Source organism: Thermoplasma acidophilum DSM 1728 (assembly GCF_000195915.1).
Lineage (GTDB): Archaea > Thermoplasmatota > Thermoplasmata > Thermoplasmatales > Thermoplasmataceae > Thermoplasma > Thermoplasma acidophilum.
Window position 1 is genome coordinate 1,431,553 of record NC_002578.1, and the last position, 19,976, is coordinate 1,451,528.

The 19,976-nt window shown below is 39.1% G+C and carries 19 protein-coding genes and 1 tRNA gene; 9 read left to right on the forward strand and 11 right to left on the reverse strand.

Features of this window, described 5'->3' with window-relative positions:
• Window positions 1-75: 75 nt before the first annotated feature.
• The 3 genes from TA_RS08165 (at window position 76) to TA_RS07170 (ending at window position 2,694) form a co-directional block, all read left to right on the forward strand.
• Window positions 76-171 carry a hypothetical protein gene (locus tag TA_RS08165; protein ID WP_156778546.1) on the forward strand — a complete coding sequence of 32 codons (96 nt, stop codon included), beginning with the start codon at window positions 76-78 and terminating at the stop codon, window positions 169-171.
• Between the two features lie 232 nt (window positions 172-403).
• Window positions 404-1,204, forward strand: a complete 801-nt coding sequence (locus TA_RS07165) for a hypothetical protein (protein WP_010901791.1) — start codon at window positions 404-406, stop codon at window positions 1,202-1,204.
• Window positions 1,205-1,479: 275 nt separating this feature from the next.
• Window positions 1,480-2,694, forward strand: coding sequence for a hypothetical protein (locus TA_RS07170; protein ID WP_048162106.1), 1,215 nt, complete (start codon window positions 1,480-1,482; stop codon window positions 2,692-2,694).
• Between the two features lie 149 nt (window positions 2,695-2,843).
• Here TA_RS07170 and TA_RS07175 read toward each other — a convergent pair whose 3' ends face one another.
• Entirely contained in the window at window positions 2,844-3,467 is a 624-nt protein-coding gene (locus tag TA_RS07175) for a hypothetical protein (protein WP_048162107.1), read from the reverse strand.
• Between the two features lie 247 nt (window positions 3,468-3,714).
• On the opposite strand from TA_RS07175, the gene TA_RS07180 reads away from it, so the two are divergent.
• Window positions 3,715-4,029: a DUF7669 domain-containing protein gene (locus tag TA_RS07180; protein WP_156778547.1), complete on the forward strand. Its 315-nt coding sequence runs from the start codon at window positions 3,715-3,717 to the stop codon at window positions 4,027-4,029.
• 207 nt (window positions 4,030-4,236) lie between these two features.
• Here TA_RS07180 and TA_RS07185 read toward each other — a convergent pair whose 3' ends face one another.
• Window positions 4,237-5,598, reverse strand: a complete 1,362-nt coding sequence (locus TA_RS07185; RefSeq protein ID WP_156778548.1) for a B12-binding domain-containing radical SAM protein — start codon at window positions 5,596-5,598, stop codon at window positions 4,237-4,239.
• A 271-nt stretch (window positions 5,599-5,869) separates the two neighbouring features.
• Between TA_RS07185 and TA_RS08455 the strand changes: the two genes are divergently transcribed.
• Window positions 5,870-5,974 (forward strand): hypothetical protein, encoded by a 105-nt coding sequence (locus TA_RS08455; RefSeq protein WP_394295372.1) that lies wholly within the window; start codon window positions 5,870-5,872, stop codon window positions 5,972-5,974.
• Between the two features lie 172 nt (window positions 5,975-6,146).
• On the opposite strand, the gene TA_RS07190 is transcribed toward TA_RS08455, so the two are convergent.
• Window positions 6,147-7,514, reverse strand: a complete 1,368-nt coding sequence (locus tag TA_RS07190; protein WP_156778550.1) for an MFS transporter — start codon at window positions 7,512-7,514, stop codon at window positions 6,147-6,149.
• A 399-nt stretch (window positions 7,515-7,913) separates the two neighbouring features.
• Between TA_RS07190 and TA_RS07195 the strand changes: the two genes are divergently transcribed.
• From TA_RS07195 to TA_RS07205, 3 genes are read left to right on the forward strand one after another with little or no spacing between them, the layout of a single operon-like run.
• Entirely contained in the window at window positions 7,914-8,201 is a 288-nt protein-coding gene (locus tag TA_RS07195; RefSeq protein ID WP_010901797.1) for a UxaA family hydrolase, read from the forward strand.
• Window positions 8,202-8,203: 2 nt separating this feature from the next.
• Window positions 8,204-9,358, forward strand: a complete 1,155-nt coding sequence (locus TA_RS07200; protein WP_048162113.1) for a UxaA family hydrolase — start codon at window positions 8,204-8,206, stop codon at window positions 9,356-9,358.
• 45 nt (window positions 9,359-9,403) lie between these two features.
• Window positions 9,404-10,057 carry a GntR family transcriptional regulator gene (locus TA_RS07205; protein ID WP_010901799.1) on the forward strand — a complete coding sequence of 218 codons (654 nt, stop codon included), beginning with the start codon at window positions 9,404-9,406 and terminating at the stop codon, window positions 10,055-10,057.
• On the opposite strand, the gene TA_RS07210 is transcribed toward TA_RS07205, so the two are convergent.
• Complete coding sequence (locus tag TA_RS07210) at window positions 10,054-11,166, reverse strand: mandelate racemase/muconate lactonizing enzyme family protein (RefSeq protein ID WP_052295736.1); 1,113 nt, start codon at window positions 11,164-11,166, stop codon at window positions 10,054-10,056. The two genes, TA_RS07205 and TA_RS07210, sit on opposite strands and share 4 nt — an antisense overlap.
• A gap of 537 nt (window positions 11,167-11,703) precedes the next feature.
• On the opposite strand from TA_RS07210, the gene TA_RS07220 reads away from it, so the two are divergent.
• The gene (locus TA_RS07220; protein WP_010901801.1) at window positions 11,704-12,945 is read left to right on the forward strand and encodes a phosphoadenosine phosphosulfate reductase domain-containing protein; all 1,242 of its coding nucleotides are present in this window, start codon (window positions 11,704-11,706) and stop codon (window positions 12,943-12,945) included.
• Here TA_RS07220 and TA_RS07225 read toward each other — a convergent pair.
• The 7 genes from TA_RS07225 to TA_RS07255 form a co-directional block, all read right to left on the reverse strand.
• A complete protein-coding gene (locus TA_RS07225; RefSeq protein WP_010901802.1) occupies window positions 12,908-14,119 on the reverse strand; it encodes a hypothetical protein in 1,212 nt (403 codons plus the stop codon). The two genes, TA_RS07220 and TA_RS07225, sit on opposite strands and share 38 nt — an antisense overlap.
• Window positions 14,120-14,149: 30 nt before the next feature.
• Window positions 14,150-15,733: an AAA family ATPase gene (locus tag TA_RS07230; protein WP_048162117.1), complete on the reverse strand. Its 1,584-nt coding sequence runs from the start codon at window positions 15,731-15,733 to the stop codon at window positions 14,150-14,152.
• Complete coding sequence (locus TA_RS07235) at window positions 15,714-17,639, reverse strand: PD-(D/E)XK nuclease family protein (RefSeq protein ID WP_156778551.1); 1,926 nt, start codon at window positions 17,637-17,639, stop codon at window positions 15,714-15,716. Before TA_RS07235 ends, TA_RS07230 begins: the two co-directional genes overlap by 20 nt.
• A gap of 90 nt (window positions 17,640-17,729) precedes the next feature.
• The gene (locus TA_RS07240) at window positions 17,730-17,897 is read right to left on the reverse strand and encodes a hypothetical protein (RefSeq protein ID WP_156778552.1); all 168 of its coding nucleotides are present in this window, start codon (window positions 17,895-17,897) and stop codon (window positions 17,730-17,732) included.
• A gap of 92 nt (window positions 17,898-17,989) precedes the next feature.
• Complete coding sequence (locus TA_RS07245) at window positions 17,990-18,370, reverse strand: hypothetical protein (RefSeq protein ID WP_010901805.1); 381 nt, start codon at window positions 18,368-18,370, stop codon at window positions 17,990-17,992.
• Window positions 18,371-18,380: 10 nt separating this feature from the next.
• The gene (locus tag TA_RS07250) at window positions 18,381-19,022 is read right to left on the reverse strand and encodes a hypothetical protein (RefSeq protein ID WP_010901806.1); all 642 of its coding nucleotides are present in this window, start codon (window positions 19,020-19,022) and stop codon (window positions 18,381-18,383) included.
• 732 nt (window positions 19,023-19,754) lie between these two features.
• A tRNA-Ala gene (locus TA_RS07255) sits at window positions 19,755-19,826 on the reverse strand.
• Window positions 19,827-19,976 lie beyond the last annotated feature (150 nt).

Below are 19,976 nucleotides of genomic sequence, written 5' to 3' on the forward strand. Positions count from 1 at the left end.
GGTGTGTTGAAAAATCTTAATATTTGATAGTGTCCTGAATTTTGTGTAATACATTCAACGAACATAATCGAGAGGATGAACAAGGAGATACGTAGAAGGATAGAGATAATCGATTCACTTCATTCAGAAGAGAGCGCCATGAAGATAATATACCTCAGTATAGCGTATTAAACGAAAAATGGTCTCTCCGATCCATAAAGGGATTCTATAAATGCCAGGACACTATCACGGACATGTTCCAGAGGGAGTATCCTTGAGCATACATAAAATCTGGGACGCTACGGTAAAAATTGAGCGGTTTAGAGGTTTTGCTTCAGAGAATACAGGAATCTACTATTCTTTTCGATCATTCAAAAATGATGATCCGATAATATTTGTACCATAACTCATTGAGATATAAGTTATGGATAGGACTCTTAAACAAAAATTCAGGCAGCCCTTTGGCTTCTATATGGAAAATTTAATTGGAAGGCATTTGACAACGAAGGGGATTTTCACTATGTATCATGCACACAGTTATGCATTTGAATGGGGCCTTGATTTGAATGATGAGGACCTGAACCAATTGAAGTTCCTCATTAATATTCTAGAAATAAATACAGGGGAATTAAGCGAAAGAGTAAGATTGGTTCTAAAGGGCAATAATGGGTATTATAATCAAACTTATGCAGAACTCATTAGGAGAAACTTTTCTTTCAAGGATAATAAAAAGCTATTCAATAAAAAAATTATACTATTGGCCGTCTCAGATCTCATATCTTCTAATATTTTGGAGCTTCTTAGAATTGAAGATCATAGGCTAATAGTCAGCGAGGTTAAGAGTCAATATGGCCCTAAGGTTGATTATAGGATAGAGTTCGAAAGATCACAGCTTAACAGATTATTAACCTTAACCAATACAGGCATAGAAACTTCGCTCATATACTGCATTGCTTTACCTGCACCAAGGTTTGTTGAAATACCATTTATCAAGCTATATGAAGAATTCACGAAATATACCGACTTCAACGGCAGGGAATTTACCACCGATAATTGGGCAGACCTTCGAATAAAGATTCCATTGGAATACAGGAAAGATGAGAAATTTGAAAGAATCCATGAATCTCTTTACAGTTTTAAGGATGAGAAATCCTTATACAAGTCGATACTGGATGCGTTTCCTGGCAAATTTTCTAGGTTAGAGAAATTTCTAAATTTATTTTGATTATGGAATACTAAAGACTTGAAGACCATCAATGGATTGGTTACGATTTTGTGGTTTATTTTCAGAATGATTTCGAACACGATAATCATGGAAAGTTTTATTTTTGTCAGGATAGAAAAGGGAAATGGAATCACTATCAGGTCACAAGAAAAGCCTTAGAATTTTAATTGATAATAATAGGAGCTTTCCTTTGCGAGGGACTTATTAGAAAGCAGTTTAATTAAGATTACTATAAATAACCAAAATATATAACATATAGAGGAGTCTGCAAGCAAATGGTTGACAAGGCAATAAACAACCTGCTCTTATGGATGGACAGAGGCGGAAACATAGATAGTTTTTATCAAATCTTTGGAATTCCGTTCCCAAATGAATTAGGAATAGAAAATGCCATAAAAGATTTGTATTCAACGATGGAAAGTTATATAGCTCTTCGTAGTGGCGTTGAGAAGAACGAAATACTCCTAACAAAATATGATCCATTTCTGTCTTTTTCTGCGGACATCCTGGGATATTCCGCCACAGCCATAAAACTTGCAGGGGAAGGGTATATAGGGGAGTCCTTGGCTGCTATCAGATCCAGTATCGATATTTTTATCACATCTTTGTTTTCATCCGTAATCTGGAAGCCGTCTTCGATCGAAGACTTTAACCCCCTTGGGCAATTGGACTCACCTTACTATCACCTATTAAAGGAAATAAGTTTGGACGATGTGATAATAAGTAAAATTGGTGTCGGGGAAGAAGAAAATGGGTTCATGCTGAAAAACAAAATCAATGAAGCAACTAATCTGTGTCTTCAGAGATTTTTCGATGTATTTGACATAAATCAAGAAGAAATTGAACCAAAAGAGCAAAACGCTTTCGGAAACATCATGCGAAAAGCGATAACTGACATATCCTTAGAAATATTGAAAAAGCATGGAAATACTTTTAAAGAACTAGGTATAGAGATTACCAAGCCAGAAAACTTCTTCAGGTCGCTAATTAGTGACGAACAATACACGTATAAGGCTTGTGAGAAGTGTGAAGGCGAATTAATAGAAGATCTGAAGAGTTTATTACAAATCAGCGGTGAAATGACGGAAGAAATTAAGAACGATTTGAGGAAATTAACTTTCGAATGGGATTTAGGCGCAGATAAAAACAATGAAAGCGACCTCCCACTCTGCGATTATTGCGGTAAAAACCTAGCCGCGATATGGAGCATTCATGTTAGGTTTAACAAAGATAGTATGCTCAAATACCTGAAATGGCACCTGGATACGGATGCATTTAATGAAATTAACAATTGCGTAATGAAAGTATTCGATTCAAGAAAGAAGGAGTTTTTTGGAGATCTTTTGAATTATAAAATTTATAGAGAGTTGAACCCTTACGCCCACGGCGATCCAAAGTCAGAGCCTACCATCGAGGAGTGGTACGAGAAGTACATGAGGCCATATTTAGAATCTCTTGACTGCGTTTATAAACATCTAGTCAAAAATTAAATCAATTTTTGCTTGGGGTATCTTGACTTCGATTACAAGAAACGCCCTACATGGATACGCCTTAAATATGCCTGAAACTTTTCCTTAGAGATGATCGGGATAGCCATTGCATAAATAATTGGCGTGCTTCTGATGATCAATCCTCCAGCTCAACGATTAAGTATTTCTCCTATCAATGGGGCGATCTCTTCGTGTATCTCAAGGTCTTTATAGTCATATGATGGTATTATTCCTGCCAACTGCAGCTCCGAAAGTATTTTGAACCAGTTCTTGCCTGAAAAACCTAAACTCTCTGCCTCTGTCTTTACCATATAATAATTTTTAAATCTTGTGCCCTTTTCCACGCTGACATAATAGATCGCAGAGAGTACTTTGATTGCATCTCCTGGATACTTGGATAGGATATTTTCTATTTCCTCCCGCTTTTTATACCAAACTGAGGAGTTCTCTAGCACCTTTTCCTTGCAAAGTAGCGTATAATACCTGCCGAAGAAATCACGATGGCACTTAATATTTTCCTTATGAGAATTAAAATAGGAGAGAAAGGTATCTTCATCAACTCTACTTATAATCTCTGAGATGAGTGTGTCGTTGTTCAGTTCATTGTACTCGCTATCCATCCCTCTATCGTTAAATCTTTTGCAGTATTGTGAACCTAACCTTTGACACTCGTGTAACAGGAATGGATCCCCGCCATAATGCGGATTAGAGAATACATAAAAATACGATAACAGCAGTCTTCTTTCATCTTCCATTGTAAGGTATTTAACCATGAGAATAGATCAACAATGATATTAAAAATCTTCATTTGATAATGCATTACTGCACGTTTTTAGGAAGTCAGCAGGATGTTGTTTATAGAGAGTTATGGCCTGCCGCGCATTATCCCTCGCTTTCGAACCTATTTTGAAAGTGCTCCAGTCCAGCTTATCGCGTTTTTCAAGCTATGCTTGGCTATACTTTATGTTAACACTTGGGCATTATGCCAAAAAATAATAGCCCCTGTGACTTAATACTGATATGCCAACACTCTACGATATGATAAAGGAAGCAGTTCGCTTTATAAAATGCCCCTGCAGCAATTCGGCTATAATCAATTACGTACTAAGCAAGTGGTCGGATCAGAACCATGATTCTATACAAGATCAAATCAATTCTGCTAGTGTCAACTTACCATCTAGGGTGGACTATCCGGAAAATCAAAAGGAAGTGAGTTCAGCGAGGGAGAAGTATGATTTCCTCTATAGGACGGCCAAAGGAGTGGTCGAGGAATACGATCCGCATAAGCACGGCATATGGGGCATATTGCAGTTCCAGGGCATGTATAAGATATAGGGGCGAAACGCCTCCAGATACTTCCGATTCTAAGAAGAAATACGGCATATTGTGTCATACCGACTTAGGCTGGATCAAGTCCCTAAAAGATTCTAAAATTAGAAACATAAATTTTTGGAGCACAAGGACAACCATACTTGATTACCCTTATGAAGGTATGCCTTTCTTTTTCAAAACTGAGAAGCAGAGGATCGAGGGATACGGCAACTACGTTAGATTGGAGAGGCTGACTCCAGCTGAGGCCTGGGCTATGTTCGGCCAGGGAAACGGTGCTCCGGATCTGGAGACACTCTTAAGCCTGCTGAAGAAAGACGGATGGGAGGCCTCGGACAGGAATGATGGCAAGATAACATGCTTTGTACTCCGGGATCCAGTTTTCTTTGCCAACCCACCCTCGTTATTGGATTGTGGCATTTCTCCGTTCGAGACTACGAAATACATTGATAGCATCGAGGGCTCAACGATATCCGGACAAATAGAGGAATTCGCCCCCTTGGACATCCGATATCCTTCTGAGGTTAATGGACCAGTCCATTCAATATCTACCGCTGATGGCAGGCCATACCAGGCAGAGCTGAGGAATGAACTCTTTAAAATATATCGAGGTAAATGCGCGATCTGCGGGTAGTAGATGAACTTGTCAGCCAGTGCCCTGTACGGCACCCACGTCCCCGCAAAGCCGAGGACTCTCCTGACATCCGCTATCATCTCCAGCTTTTCCGGCGTCCACAGTGGCGATACGTAACCTGTCCTGGTGAGCGCATCGAGCGGTATGAACCTCATGGGATAGGCGGACGCGCCCCATCTCATCAGGTTCTTTAGCCTCAAAAGGAAATCCTCCGGCGTATCCCCCTTCTTATGGATCTCGTCCCAGAAGTTGTAAAGCATGTAGAATATCAGATCCTTCTTCCTGTAGCCTGCTTCGCCTAGAAGGTCGATGGCCTTCTTCACGTATGGCCCCTCCCATGGCCAGTCGTAGGCCATGTGTATGCTCTTCGATTTTACATCGGCCAGGAGCCCTGCGGTTTCCTCATCGATAAGCCTAGCATCAAGACCCTGGTTGAAGTCCGCTTCTATGCCATGGTCAATGAGCTCCCTGAGCATGGACTTGGCGTAGGGCGATGCGAGGAAGTTGTTGTCCCATATCGTAACCTTCCTGTGCGATGGGTGCATGAGGTCGATTATTGACGGCTTCTGGTCCCTCATTCCACCCTCCACCTTCGGGACAACGCAGAATGGGCACTTCCTTATGCACCCGCGTGAAGTGAACACTATGGACCTGTCCCATGATCTCCACTTTTCCACCTGCTGCAGGAGGTGGTAGGCGGAGATCAGGTTCTCTGCCTCTGGGTAAAAGCCCACATGCATCTTTACGAACGGGAAGGACGCCCTTATGTGTTCCGGCATCAGGCTGGCGTATATGCCGCCCACATATATAGGCACGCCTGGAAACTGCCTGTGATAGAATTCTATGGCCTCATGCATGGGCTTCCATGAATAGGTGAAGAGTGAGCTTATATATATCTTAGATGGTGAATGATTGAGGGTTTGAAGGCCGCAGAACAGCATTACCTCATCTCCTCCATTTTCCTCGAGCCTTTCAAAAGCTTCAGGAGGTCTAAAGGAGGATATCTGGAATAATATAGCATTTCTATTAATAATATCCTGATCATTTAATTATAGGATCCTAGTTATAGATTTGGATCCATATTCCCTCTATGCATGCTATGAAGGGGTGGCGGTCGATATGATCTATCTTTCGCGATGTTTACGATACTGTAGGTAGGTCTTGGAAACCTTGTCCTCACGATAGTTTTTGAAATACTACGAGCATCCAGAAGTGATCAGAAGACTGATACATTTCACAAATCTGATCGAACGAATGAACAGGGAGATCAGGAGAAGGATCAAAACATACTTTCACTATCATCTGAGAAAAGCGTAATGAAAATAAGCTATCTGCAGGGAATTGAACTAGCAATGGTCTCTCCGATCCCTAATGGAATTATATAAATGCCAGGACGCTATCACGGACATGTCCCGAGTAGGTCTTCTTAAGCGTAAATAAAAAATGGAAAACTACGCGTCGAATAGCAATTCTCAAAAATTATATTAAATTATATCTGAAGGTTTATGTCTTTTTCTGAAATCTCTTCCAGCCCTTTTCTCTTAGTTTCTGGAGCCATCAGTATTGATAATACAAGTCCAGCTATAGAGGTTAGAATTAATATTAACAGCTTATCTCCTATCACCAGACTTGGGAAGAACAGACCTGTAAGCACTCCACCTAATCTACCTATACCTTGTTTCCATCCCTCCGCAGTGGCTCTGATTCTGGTTGGAAAGAGCTCTGGAGAATATACCATATGAAGACTACCAGGCCCTATACCCTGGAACATTGCAAATAGTATAAATGCACCAAGAGAAAGTAATTTTAGATTTGATGGAGCGAAGGCTAAGATTATCATAGTTATCAGCATACCAGCCCAGCCTGTTAGCGTAGAATTTCTTCGACCAAATGAATCGATTACTAGTATACAGATGATGTCTCCTACGACGAAAAGCAACCAATATAATGAAGAACCGATAAGACCAGCTTCTCCAAAGGATGCAAGGATTGAAGGCCCATACAAAGAGGCGTTTACAAATGCAATTGCGAAGAAGAAATAGAAAAGACCTATGAAAATTGCACTTTTAGTATATTTCGTAAGAAGCTCTTTATAATAGCCTGATACCGGTGGTTTTACGTTGGAATCCATTATGAATTTTTGGGTATCATCTGGCAAGGTGCTCTCTGTTACTCTTTCAATGGCCTGTATAGCTTCTTTTTTCCTTCCATGCTCAAGTAACCATCTTGGAGATTCTGGAGTTCGTATTCTTCCAGCTATTGTAATGGCGGCTGGAACTGCAGCAGACATTAACATATATCTCCAGGCAATCGTTGCACCCAATGGCAAGAGTGAGTATCCAACTATAGCTGCAACAACTCCTGCAATATTGAAGAATGTTATATTCATGACCAAGAATTTTCCCCTTGGATTAATTGGGGTATATTCACTGAGATATGAAGTGGCTATTGGATAATCTAATCCTATTCCTAAACCTACCAAGAGGCGCGCTACTACGAGTTCGTATGCATTTGTCACTAGCCCGGATATTATTGCAAAAAATACAAATAATATAAGATCAATTATAAATATCGTTCGCCTTCCGACCTTGTCGACAAAATAACCTGAAAGCAAGGCTCCTACTAAATTCCCTATAATCACCGATATTCCTATGAGCCCAACTAAAAAAGCATTGTGTTGTAGACCGAACAGTGTTTCTATTCCTGCTAAACCGAAGGATATGATGACTATATTGTATCCATCAACGAATATGCCACCTCCAGTCAATAATAGCATTTTATAGTTGAACCATTTTGATTTTTGTTTGTCCATTGGGCCATAAGCTCTTTCTTTTAATTCCTCCCATGATTCAGTCATTGAGGATATCATGGATTACCAATATAAATATTTGACGCTTAAGAGATTTTATTAATAATTACTGTTTACATTTTATAATGAAAACTAACATATATTATAATATCTTATATCAGCATTTTAGCAGGATCATGAAATAAAAAATAAAGTAAGTGAAGCTTTGAAGATCTATCATTGATACAGAAATTATATACAATTATTAATTTTAATGAATTGAGCTTAGCATAATATGTAGCTTTATAGGAATAAAGTAGTATTAACCCATCATGTCTTTTTTAAATTATAAAGTTTCATCATTTTGACGCCTATTTTATTTTGTGTATATTGTTTGTACATATTTCGTTATAGTCATTTTTAATAAAATTCTTTATTAGAAATGCTTAAATATGTCAATCTAATAGCATGCTTATGGAAGTAAAGGCCTTAGCGCATGCTAAAAATGACTCAGTTGCCGTTGCAACTGATGATCTAAAGGAAGGAGAAGAGATACAAGTGGCATTTTTGGATAACAATGAAAAAACTAAAATAACTACGGCAGAGGTTATACCTCTAGGCCATAAAATATCCCTAAAGGATATCAAGAAAGGCGAAAACGTCATTGAATACGGAGAAGTGATTGGCGCAGCCACAAAGGATATCAAAAGGGGAGAACATGTGCATATACACAATATAAAATCGTTGAGGTGGTAATAATGAGCAGCACGTTTATGGGTTATGAAAGGGAGAATGGCAGGATAGGGACAAGAAATCATGTATTGATTATTCCAGTTGACGATCTCTCAAACACGGTGGCCGCTGCGGTTGAGAACAACATATTCGGTACAAGGGCAATACTTCATCCCTATGGCAGACTTCAGTTTGGTGCAGATCTTGATCTGACGTTCAGAACCCTGGCAGGGTATGGCAGGAATCCAAATGTAGCGTCTGCAATAGTCGTAGGCATAGAGGACAACTGGACTAACAGAATCGCTGACCAGATCTCGCAAACTGGGAAGCATGTTGAAACTGTTAGTATAGAGGGTAGCGGCGATCTAAAGGCGATAGAGAAAGCATCAAGGCTCGCCAAGGAAATGGCCCAAGAATCGTCCACAAAGACAAGGAAGGAATTCGATGTTTCGAATCTAATAGTTAGTACAAAATGCGGTGAATCCGACACCACTTCTGGACTCGCTAGCAATCCAACTGTAGGCGTTGTATTCGACAGGCTAGTTGACGAAGGTGCAACAGTGATTTTTGGAGAGACAAGTGAGTTAACCGGCGCAGAGAAGTACATCGCAGAGAAGATGGCGAACAACGAACTAAAGGATAAATTCATGAAGATATTCAATGATTATCAGGACGTCATAAAATCGCAGGGTGTAGATCTTCTCGGATCACAGCCTACCGAAGGAAACATAAAAGGAGGATTGAGTACAATAGAGGAGAAAGCTCTAGGAAACATACAAAAAGCTGGGACCAAGAAGATAACGGGTGTATTAGATTACGCCGAAGAGCCAAAAAGTAAAGGATTGAACTTTATGAATACATCCTCTGCGGCCGCTGAAGCCGTTACGCTTTTTGCAGCGGCAGGTGCAGTTGTTCACCTGTTCACAACCGGCCAAGGCAACATCGTTGGAAACCACATCTTACCTGTGATAAAGACTACGGCGAACCCGAAGACTGCAAAAAACATGGCCGAGCATATAGATCTTGACCTTTCTGGTCTGTTGAAGTTCGAATATACACTCAAAGATGCTGGAGACAAGCTGTATAACCTCCTTCTGGAGACCGCATCTGGAAAGCTGACTTCAAATGAAGTGCTGAAGCACTATGAATTTGCTCTTACGAAGCTTTACATATCGGCCTGATCCGTTTAGTTAAACTTATATTTTTTAAATACATATCCTTTTATAATGCAAGAAAATGTTATATTATCAAAAAAAATTTATAGTTATATCATTGATGAAATAGTCTCAGGCAGGTTAAGGATGGGGCAGATTATAGATGAAAATAAGATAAAAGACGTCTTCAACGTCAGCAAAACTCCGATAAGGGAGGCCATCATATCCCTAGAAAATGAAGAAGTGGTTAAAAAAAATGGAAAGTCTTACTTTGTATCGTTTATAGAACCTGAGGAGATCGATCAGATATTCGAAGCTAGAAGGGAATTAGAATCCATAGCGGCATTCCTCGCAGCTCAAAGAATGCAAAGGCAGGAATTAAAACAGATGGAAAATATAATAACAAAACTTAAGGACGTCAATGGGGAGACCGATCCAATTGAACTCGCAAACCTCAATGGAAAATTCCATTCCCTCATTGCGAAGGCCTCAGGAAACAAGTATATCGAATCCTGCGTGAACTCAATGAGATTAAAATTAAGGATTGTCAGAGTTACGCTCTTTACAAGCATTGAAAGGAGAGAGGATGAATACAAAGAGCACTTCGGAATATTTGAAGCAATAAAAAATAAAGATGCAGATAAGGCAAGATCCCTTATGTTTAATCACGAAACAGATGTTTGGGAATATACAAAAAAATATATAATACCTAAACTATATTACTAGTCATGAAAAATTAAAATTTTCTCATCTTTTGGCTGTGGAAGTGGCTCTATCGGCTCAATGCTAAGACCAACACCGTTTGGAGCGATCACTTCACTAGTGATCATGGCGTTATACCTAAAATATTGCGATGGTACGCCATTTGGAGGTGTTTCAATAAGGGCATCAACGCCATTCATTCTGGCTGCAGCTATGCTCGCGAAGATACCTATCCAGCCATTGTGCGGTCTGTTATGAAATGCAACCTGCTCATGATTTTTCTTCAGAAGATCCAATATTTTAAGGGTAGGGGTTAAACCTCCAACTTTGGTGACGTCGGGCTGATAATAGGTTAGAGCCTCCAGATGAACCGCATCTTCAAATTTAAAAAAATCGAAGAAGTTTTCTCCAGCAGCTACTGGAACTATGTCATTTATCTTCTTTAATGAAGCCAAATCATCAGGCGGCCAGATTGGTTCTTCGACCCATTTCAATTCATACCTCTGAACAGAGTTTGCGAATTTGATCGCCTCGTCAATGTTCATGGCGCAGTTCAGATCCACCATCAGATCTACTCCATAACCGATCTCTTCTCTGAATCTTTTAACGCTTTCGAGAGTATCGTCTTTTGTCTGATGCAACTTTATTGCCTTAAATCCAGATTCAACGATATTCTTGGAGGCTCTAATTACTGCTTCATAATTCGCATATCTAGAAAGAGAAGCATATCTGGCTATTTTTTGTTCATTTTTTCCAAATATATCGCCCAAATAAAGCTTCGATAATTTTGCCTTTAAATCCCATAACGCAATATCAACACCAGATATCGCTCCAATCACAGGACCATAACCCCCAGAAAAGGTTAATTTTCTAAGTTTTTCCCATATTATGCCTGGTTCTGAAATTTCCATCCCATTCAAGGAAGGTTCCAATCGCTTTACTATATCTGCATAAAGAGCAGGAGAGTTAAATGCCGCTGGTAGTACTTCTCCCCAACCATATTCGCTATCAATAGATACTTTCACGAATAATTGTTTACTCCATTCTTCCAACCATTTCTGTTTTGGCTCGGTTTCAGTTAAGGGTATGCCTGCACTAATTGGGATTATACTCAAAATTTTAAACTCATTCATATTATTGTCATTGATAAGTCTTTATTATATCTTAGCATTTCAGAATATTGTATAAAATATTTCTTAAATCCCATCAGAAATGAGTATGCTATTTCCTTTTTGGATCTCCTTGTATATTGCAATACCTGCCTATCAGGGCAAGATATTCCTATGTTTGAAGTGGAATATAATCGAAGATCTGTAAGATACATCAAATATCTGCAGCAAGATCAGAATTTTAAGTATCTGGCGATCTATATACCTTCCCTCCTTATCATCAAGCTGAATAATATTATCTATGATTTCGATTATCAATGGGATATGTTTTGAGGGCATATTTCAGTACTTTAATTCTGTTGATAATGTTCGATGTTTGTCTGACTACTAGCGAAATGTAAGACATCTTATCATGATCTATGCATGATTCTACTATACAAAATTACCGGTCTTCTTTCATCTTCGATTATTTTTTGAAGCCTTAGCTATAATAAAGCAATTCTGATTCAATTCCTATTTAGCTTAAAAAATTATTATATAAACGGTCTAAATATCTAAGCAATGGCTGAAAATTTCCAATTGCCTTATCTCTCTCTCCAAAATGAGAAGGTGGACATGGTTTTCGATCTGTTCAATAAGACCATTAGAAATGGGGAAAAAGTAACTTTTGCTTTTTCTGGCGGAAAAGATTCTACTACCTTGGCCATTTTGTTCTATGAATGGCTAAAGATCAGACATGACATCGAATGTACCATCACGCTGTTACATAATGATACTTCAAGTGAAATCGATCCTATGGAAAACTGGGCAAGGAATTTTATGACTTCTTACAAGACCGAGATAGAGGATATTACCGAAGGGAGGGTCAAGATAAATATAGATATAAGAACACCAAAAGTAATCGATACATTTTATTGGAGGATGTTAATAAGAGGATACCCTGCTCCTTCGTTCAATTTCAGGTGGTGCGTACATTTATTAAAGGAAAAGCCCGCAAATTTAGATTCGATAGAGGAAACAATGTTCACAGGCCTCAGAGAAGCAGAATCTTCTGAACGCAGAATTCTAATGAGGAAAAAATATGGTAATTCTTGCAGCGCTAGCCCTGGGGGTTGCATGGCATACTATTACTCTACTGAAGGCAAAGGTAATAAGGTGGCGCCGATGCGGGACTGGACAGATGGGGATGTATGGTCTTTTCTGACGCTATATCGTAATACGGGTGGTATCAACATTTCGCCGATTTTTATGCTTTATCCAAATCCAAAGGTTAGGTATGGATGCTGGCATTGCACCCTTGCAAGTGTACAGTGGGGGCTTCAATCTCTTGGTGGAGGCCTAGAATACTTTGAGGCGGTAAGGATATTGTATAGAAAATTCTCCGACTTGCCCTATCTAAGAATCAAGAAGAATACAGGTTACAGCAAGCTTGGGCCTCTGAATGCTGCTGGTAGAGCGCTTATGCTGAAGTCAATAGCCCTAGCAGAGGACTTGTCCAACGTAAAGCTCTATGGGTTAGATATTAATTTGCTGGAGGGGAAGTCTATTAGAGATATTTTATTCAATTTGGATCCAAAGGAAGCTACAGCATTGATAAAGAAATACGATCCTAATATACCAAGGTTCAGATATATTCCAATTGATAAGATCAGAAACATTCAAAAATACAAGGAATTGGCTTTGCGTGCTCTGATAGACGTCAAACGGAACTGCGCCAACGATAAAGCATACATTCTGCTAGATACCAAGCTTGAGAATCCTCTGATCACGCTGTTGAATCGGATAGAGGATCTTCTCTCATAAGATCATTTATCATCGTTTTTATTGATGTAGGTATAAGTTCCCCCGTGGGAAGAAATAGCGATTTATTTTTCATAGCTTCATATAGTAGATTCAAAAACCTGATTTTATCTTGGGATTTAAGAAAACTCTCGACGAAAGACTTATTTTCGCCATTGATGTAAAGGGAGATTAATTTGGAGAAAACCTTGAATTTTACGAATCTCACATGTATACCAAAATCAAGTGACTCGATACTGGCCATGCCATATGATTCTATAGTCTTGTTGGACCAATAGTCAGTGTCTTCTCCGATTACCTCTAATAATTTCAGTTCTATGGATCTTCTTAGTAATCTATCTATTAAAAACGGGTTTTCCTTTTTTGACATGGTGCTATAGTGGATGCTGAGCAAATACGGGTTAATAGGTAATACCTCCAATACTATGTTATAATCTGGCTCGATTAAGTCACCAAAGGTTCTACTAGATACTGATGCCAGCTTAAAAAAGTAAAATTCCTGATCCAGTCTACCCATATAATTAGAGAAATCCTTCTCATTAAAAGCGATCGTTATTGGTATTTCCTGCAACTCTTCATTTGAGGTCAGCCTGAAGGTGCTGCAGTTTACCGAATAGAATTTTGGTGGTGACTTTCCGTAATTCCTTGGGTAAAACGATATATAATTATTCAAAGCCTTAGGCTTGATCATAACAGGAATTAGATTCATGCTTATATTATATCGTTCAGTTGCCGTTCTTGACGATGAGATAGGTATATTCATTTCAGACGCTTTTAAGTTAAACCTTATTCTGTTTCCAACCGCAAGCTCAAATGTAGGTCTATAAAGAGAAAGCCAAATATTCCTGAGGAACTTATATTCGTCTAGGTAAGTCTTGGGAAGATCTATATTCTCTGGGTCACCTCCACTTATATATCGCTGATATCCACGTTCGTGTAAAGTGGTCATGAATAATGGATGATCTATGCTGGTCTGTTCCATAATTCTTGTGTATTTATCATTCGAGGCCATCTTCAGAATACCAAATTTTTCGTCCCCTGGTATCAACACCATAAAATATCTATAGGAAACGTTCAGTATCTTAGGACCATATTCCTCAGAAATGCGAAGGACGTGAGAATAAAAATAATCAAAAAAGGGGACCTTGATCAGCTCAACTAAGTCTTTTCCATTCATCTATAACTCCTATTTTAACCCCATAACATCTCAATTATCGTCGAAGACCATGAACACAGCGTCACCCGATGAACGCTTGGGGAGATATCTGCTTCCTTGTTTCTCAAACCCCGACTGTTGTAGCAAATGATCGGCAGTGATGCGCAATGGTGAAAACCTTGATAAACCCATAGATTGGTCTTGCTTTGCGGCCTGAGACGCAAGAATGGAAAGATTTCCGATGATGGCCAACAACATTTTGTGTCTTGATAACTGTACATTTAGCACTTCCGGCTCATTGAAATAAATGGTGGATGGATCACCCTCATTGTATGTTGATGTGGAGTAATTCTGAGTGTAAGTAGATATGGAATATTCTTTTCCGAGCACTGCTACAATGTTATCGTCTTCTGCACCCAGAAATGACTGTGTTGTTGAGAACGATATTTGATCCCGAATGCCATATTTTTCCAAAATATATCCATACTTCCGTCTCATAAGGAGATCCATTTGGATCTGCTGATCAACATAGGTAGTTATCACAGTCGTATGCTTACCCGTACCTGCAGCTAGTGCAATCGCCGTTTCTATGCCTAATTCTGCCCTTGTTGGATCATACGTAAGGCCATATTTTCTATAATAATTTGAATCATAGCTCTTTTTCTCATTCACTCTTTCATAGAGGATGCATCTCCCGGTCGAAATTAACTCTTCTACTTTTTCTGTGATTTTTCTCATTTGTTCTTTCTCTGTAGCTAATTCTCTTAACTTGTTAGCCTCATAGTTGCTATGTAGTATCTGGCTAGCTGACCTATACGCTCTAAGGTCATTATCATAAAAGCCCTTACTTATTGCCTCTTCCGATGGGGATGGCATTCTCAGAGTAACTTCCAGAAATTCAAAAGAGCTACCTCTTATAGCTGATCTCTTAGCCTCTGCTAACAATTCTCTATCATTTAAATCTCTGCTTGAATGGTTCAACATCGGTGCAAGTAGGTAACTCATTATCAGCATTCTTCTGGCGCTCCCTTGGTATGGTCCAAGACTGATAGCCTGCATTGGGTCTCCGACTATGCTTATGGACCCATCCAGTTCATCCTTAGCTAGTTGGTTAGCCAATCCGATAAATGCAGTATGTAATGGAGACTTACTTGCTTCGTCTATCATTACATTGTAGTTGAACCTGTTGTTGCCTGGGTATAATCTTTGATAGTTGGTCATCAAGACAATTTTTGTCTCCATACTAGGCGGTTCCCTTATAGATCTAATACTTGGGTCCTGATCGAATATCGAACCATATACCCTTACCTCGTGAGATATTCTGTCTATTGCCCCTCTTTTGGCGTATTCAGAACCTACCTTTTTGAACATGTCGTAGACTAACTCGTTCGTTGGTGCGATATATACTATTATATTCCCGTCACCTAGTTTATCAAAGTATCTGGAAAATGCATTTGCATATATCGTGGTTTTACCTGTCCCTGGTGGTCCCTGCACAATCCCAATTCTTCCATTATCCATATTCTTTGAAATGACATTAATAGCCTTTTTCCAGGAATCGAGTTCAATGTTATTTTTGCCGGATAATGGCTGGTTTTCTATTTTCTTTATCTCATCAGATAGGTTTACCTTCATCTTTCTTCGCACTCCTTTTGACCAAACTTGCTAGGGTCTCCAAAAGGCCTTCAGACTCTGCATACTCTATCCCTTCTTTCTCAATCTCCTTTCCTTCTGATTCTATCAATTGTTCTTCCGTTTTGCTTTCCTTTTCCAATTCGTCTTTATTCAATTTCAGTTCACCTTCGTTTTCCCTTTTCTTCAAAGTTCTTTGCAGTTCGTTAATACTATTGAGCTCCATTTGAGTCAGATCGACTCCAACCTCGAACATGAGGATATTAGTTGGTTTCTTGACATTGAGATACGACATGAATATTATCATTTGGAAATCGAGTATCGTGGAAGGAATGCGGATATCATACTCTATCTGGTCCTCTGAGGAATCAACCTCAAAAATTATGCCGAACATGGATATGGAGAGGAGTGGATTCCATGAGTCCATAATAGTCAAAAGAACCGTCCTACCAGATGGCACTACGAAGCTTATTTTGTTGTCCTTTTCAAAATTCCTTAGCTTTCTGATTCCTCTAAGTTGTAGGCTACGAGAATCTGGAATTTCTAATTTATCCAGTAATTCTACTCTTGACTTCTCGTAATTCTTGATCTGTATCAGCGGGGCGTCGTTTATTTTCGTCGGGAAATCTCCTGGGGAGTACAAGAACCCTCTACCTTTACGAAAATGGGTCATCGCATCCTCCTCATAAGAGGAATTTCTGTACAATTTGAATATGTCATATATTGCTCTGTATACGGAGAGTGACCTTTCTTTGTTCTCGAAGACCTTAAATCGCAATAGCCACATATCACGTTCTACATCATCCTGTTCATACAGGGGTCTCCCAAAGTAAAACTTACATGGTTCCATGAGATTGCAGAATGAGTTGCCATTCTTTGTTCTGCAAGGCCATTTTTCCTGTTTAGATGGGCTTCCTTTGAATAGCTGGTCGGGCGTCAACCTTAACATATTCACTTTGTAATGCTTTCCTCCCCAGCTCATATCGGTATAGCAGAGTTTATTGTTACCACCACCAAAACTTCTTGTATCGGAAACCAATAAGGTGAGATGCTCCGCTTCTAAGATGACATCGTCAACGAGATAAGAGAAATCCCTATAAGATTCTTCTGAGAAATCATCTGCCAAGAACGGATGCGGTCCTAATGATGCCTTGATATTGGCTTTAATGACAACTGGTATAACATCGATATTACGAGATATCCTATCACCTAAGACTGCTGCCTTACGATCATTTAATCCCAATCTTGAAGCCTCTAATAATGAGTAGGCTATGGCCTGGGCCTCTTCGTATTTCATTTCATTCTGTCCATATGTTTTCCACTCGACGACAATTGCTTTCTTCTTTTCCATAGACTCAAGTATTAGATCGGGTATTCCACGCATATGGAGGTCATAATCTATAAGCTGCTGCTCTACAATTGGGTAAATTTCTTCCTTATCAACACCAAGAAGTCTGCATATTCTGTCAAGATTAGATATAAGGCTATTCAGCAGAAAGACTGCAAGATCCTGTACGCCCTCTCTACTTTCTTTAAAGCTTTTGTCATTTTCGAAGAGTTCTTGATTTTCGCTCACTACTTCTTTCACCGTATTTCGGATCGTTTCTTCATTAGGAGATCCAGGCAATAACTTTAAAGCCGAAAGCCCAAGAATTTTATGGATTGTTTTTCCCTTTCCGCTATAGTGGTCAATAGAATAATCGAAAAATCTCCTTATGCCTATTGCCTCAGATAGCCTCGCATAATAAGCACAGTATCCTGCACCTCTTGCAATATTGGTGACGGTGGGTATATGGCCAGTACGGTTTAAGGTATCCTCAGCCATCTTGACGCATCCATAAGATCCTCCAGGCATCTTTGATTTGATAAATTCCGTAATGCTACTATAGCTCTTTGTTCTCTCATACATTCTGATCGCACCTCAAATAAGAAAGGGGAAGTTTATCCGAAGCCTTTGAAAAACCGACGTAGCTTTCGCTCTTTTCTTCAGGCCTAAATTTTATTCCCATTCGACCCTCACCCTCAGTTTCTTTGACTCCTTAGATCTCAATACAGATTTCTGAGCATATAGGGTATCTATTACAGTCGAGCCAGTATTATTCTCCTGAAATCTGTTTGTATTCTTCGTTTCCCTCTTAAGCTCAAACTCTATCTCTTTTTTCTCCATTTTACATCGCCTTATTATATCGCAAAGTGCGCGTCTATACCATTCTCGCTTACGCATTTTTATTTTTTTCAATTGCATAAGAATTCCACATCTCAATGCCAATTTATCACCTCCATATTTTTTATGAATAAAAAAGCGCAAACAGGCACAGAAAAAATATCGAAAACTATGTTTATAATAGAAAATATCTCAGACTCATAGAGATGTAATTTGATAACAGTTAGTGCAGCTCCTGTGAAGGATGAAGCTATACCAAGAGGGTAGTAGATCCTAACGTATTTCGCAAGACCTATACTTAATACAGAGTATGTGGTTTCAAATATACCTCTGGCAATCAGAATTGGTGATGTGATTTTCAGTACGAATGACCACAGATAATGTATATAGGCTACTGTTCCTATTACAGCTAAAGCAGCAACTTCAAGATCTCTTTTGGATATTTTTATGTCTGATGCAATAGCATTAGCTTTCATATTTGCCTCTTCATTCTAATTTTGTCCCACAATTCGTGCAGAATTTTCCTTCCTCTGCATTTTCATATCCGCAAATATGACATATTTTAACCTTCCCTTTATAATGCATCATCATCTTCTGGACCTCCGGATACGTCCACGCCGCTTTGACGTGCCAGCAGTCATAGGAATTGTCCTGCTCACACCAGAGAAGAAATTCGCCATTTCCGTTCCTCTTGATGTAAATGTTGAAAAACCTAGGCGATTTTCCTGAAATCTCTTCGGTGATATGATCATCCATGATGTTTATATGGAGAAGGAATGACCACTCCCTGATTCTTTCTGCTTCCTCGTTGGCCAGTAATAGTTCTATCTTCTCTACCGATTCTTCAATCTCAGCTGAAGGCTTTTGTGCAATTTCCTCAGCTTTCTTTAGTTGTTCTGCGACGAGGCGACCTTTAGGTGTTAATGAAAAAGAGTAAGATTTGCGTCCGGTAAATTCTCTTTTTATATTGATTAAGCCGGCTTCTTCCAGAATTTTACTGAGCTTTTCGATAGTCATATTGCTAGATATGATTTTCAATAGCTCAAACTGTTTAACATTACCTCTATCTAGCAGAAAAAATAGCATTGAAATTGCATATTTCTGACTTAATGGATCTTGAGTATCCATTTATGTAGAATATAAAGAATTTAAGCATTTTAATTCTATGGTACTTTCGTTTTACATTAATGTAAAATAAATACATTTATATTGATTGATGTTTTACACTAATATAAAGTAATTAATATAATACATACTATAAAATTTTATTTCGATTGAGAGTTCGATGAAATTAGAATCTACGTTCCTAGAAACATGATAACCATTGCAAAGGACTCGAACGAAGGCACTTCCATGAAAACTGGGGTTATGGAATTAGCTTTTTCGTTTTCAATGACATGCTGATTATCAAGGAAGGAACACGCCAAGAATTCGATTCTCTAAAAAAATAGTTGGTCCATACCGGCGCCTTTTTGACATACTCGAGGAGCATTTATATCTGGAGGAGGATAGAATTGTTTTGATAAGGACAAAGTGCTCCCCATGCAAGGAAATCTAGCCGTTATTCTGGTGATGAGGGTGAGACAATGAATTATAAATAATCCTGCAGCAGGTTCGCCCTAAATACTGATCGCATTATCGAAGTATACAAAGATGAAAATTGCAATTATACTAGTGTTGTGCACTGGCGATCGATTCATATGCCTTCGAAGATTGGTTCCACGGCAAGATGGCCAGATCTATGGTAAAATAAACAATGAGGAAGATCCAGTACCTTGCAAAGCATGCAAACCTGACGCCCAAAGATAAGATCTTAGAAATACCTAAAGATCGAGAGTAACGCGAATGCTTAATCCATAATGGACCGGAGGGGATTTGAACCCCTGGCCTCTTCCATGCCAAGGAAGCGATCTACCTCTGATCTACCGGCCCTTCTAAACCTTAATAGTATTCATCTATAAATCTTTTTGACTGTCCTACGATTAAATAAACCTTCCAAAAGCTTGATCCAAGGACGATGCATCCAGCTATTAGCATAAGAATTGAACCGAAGCCTTTGGGGGTCCTTTCCGATATTTTATC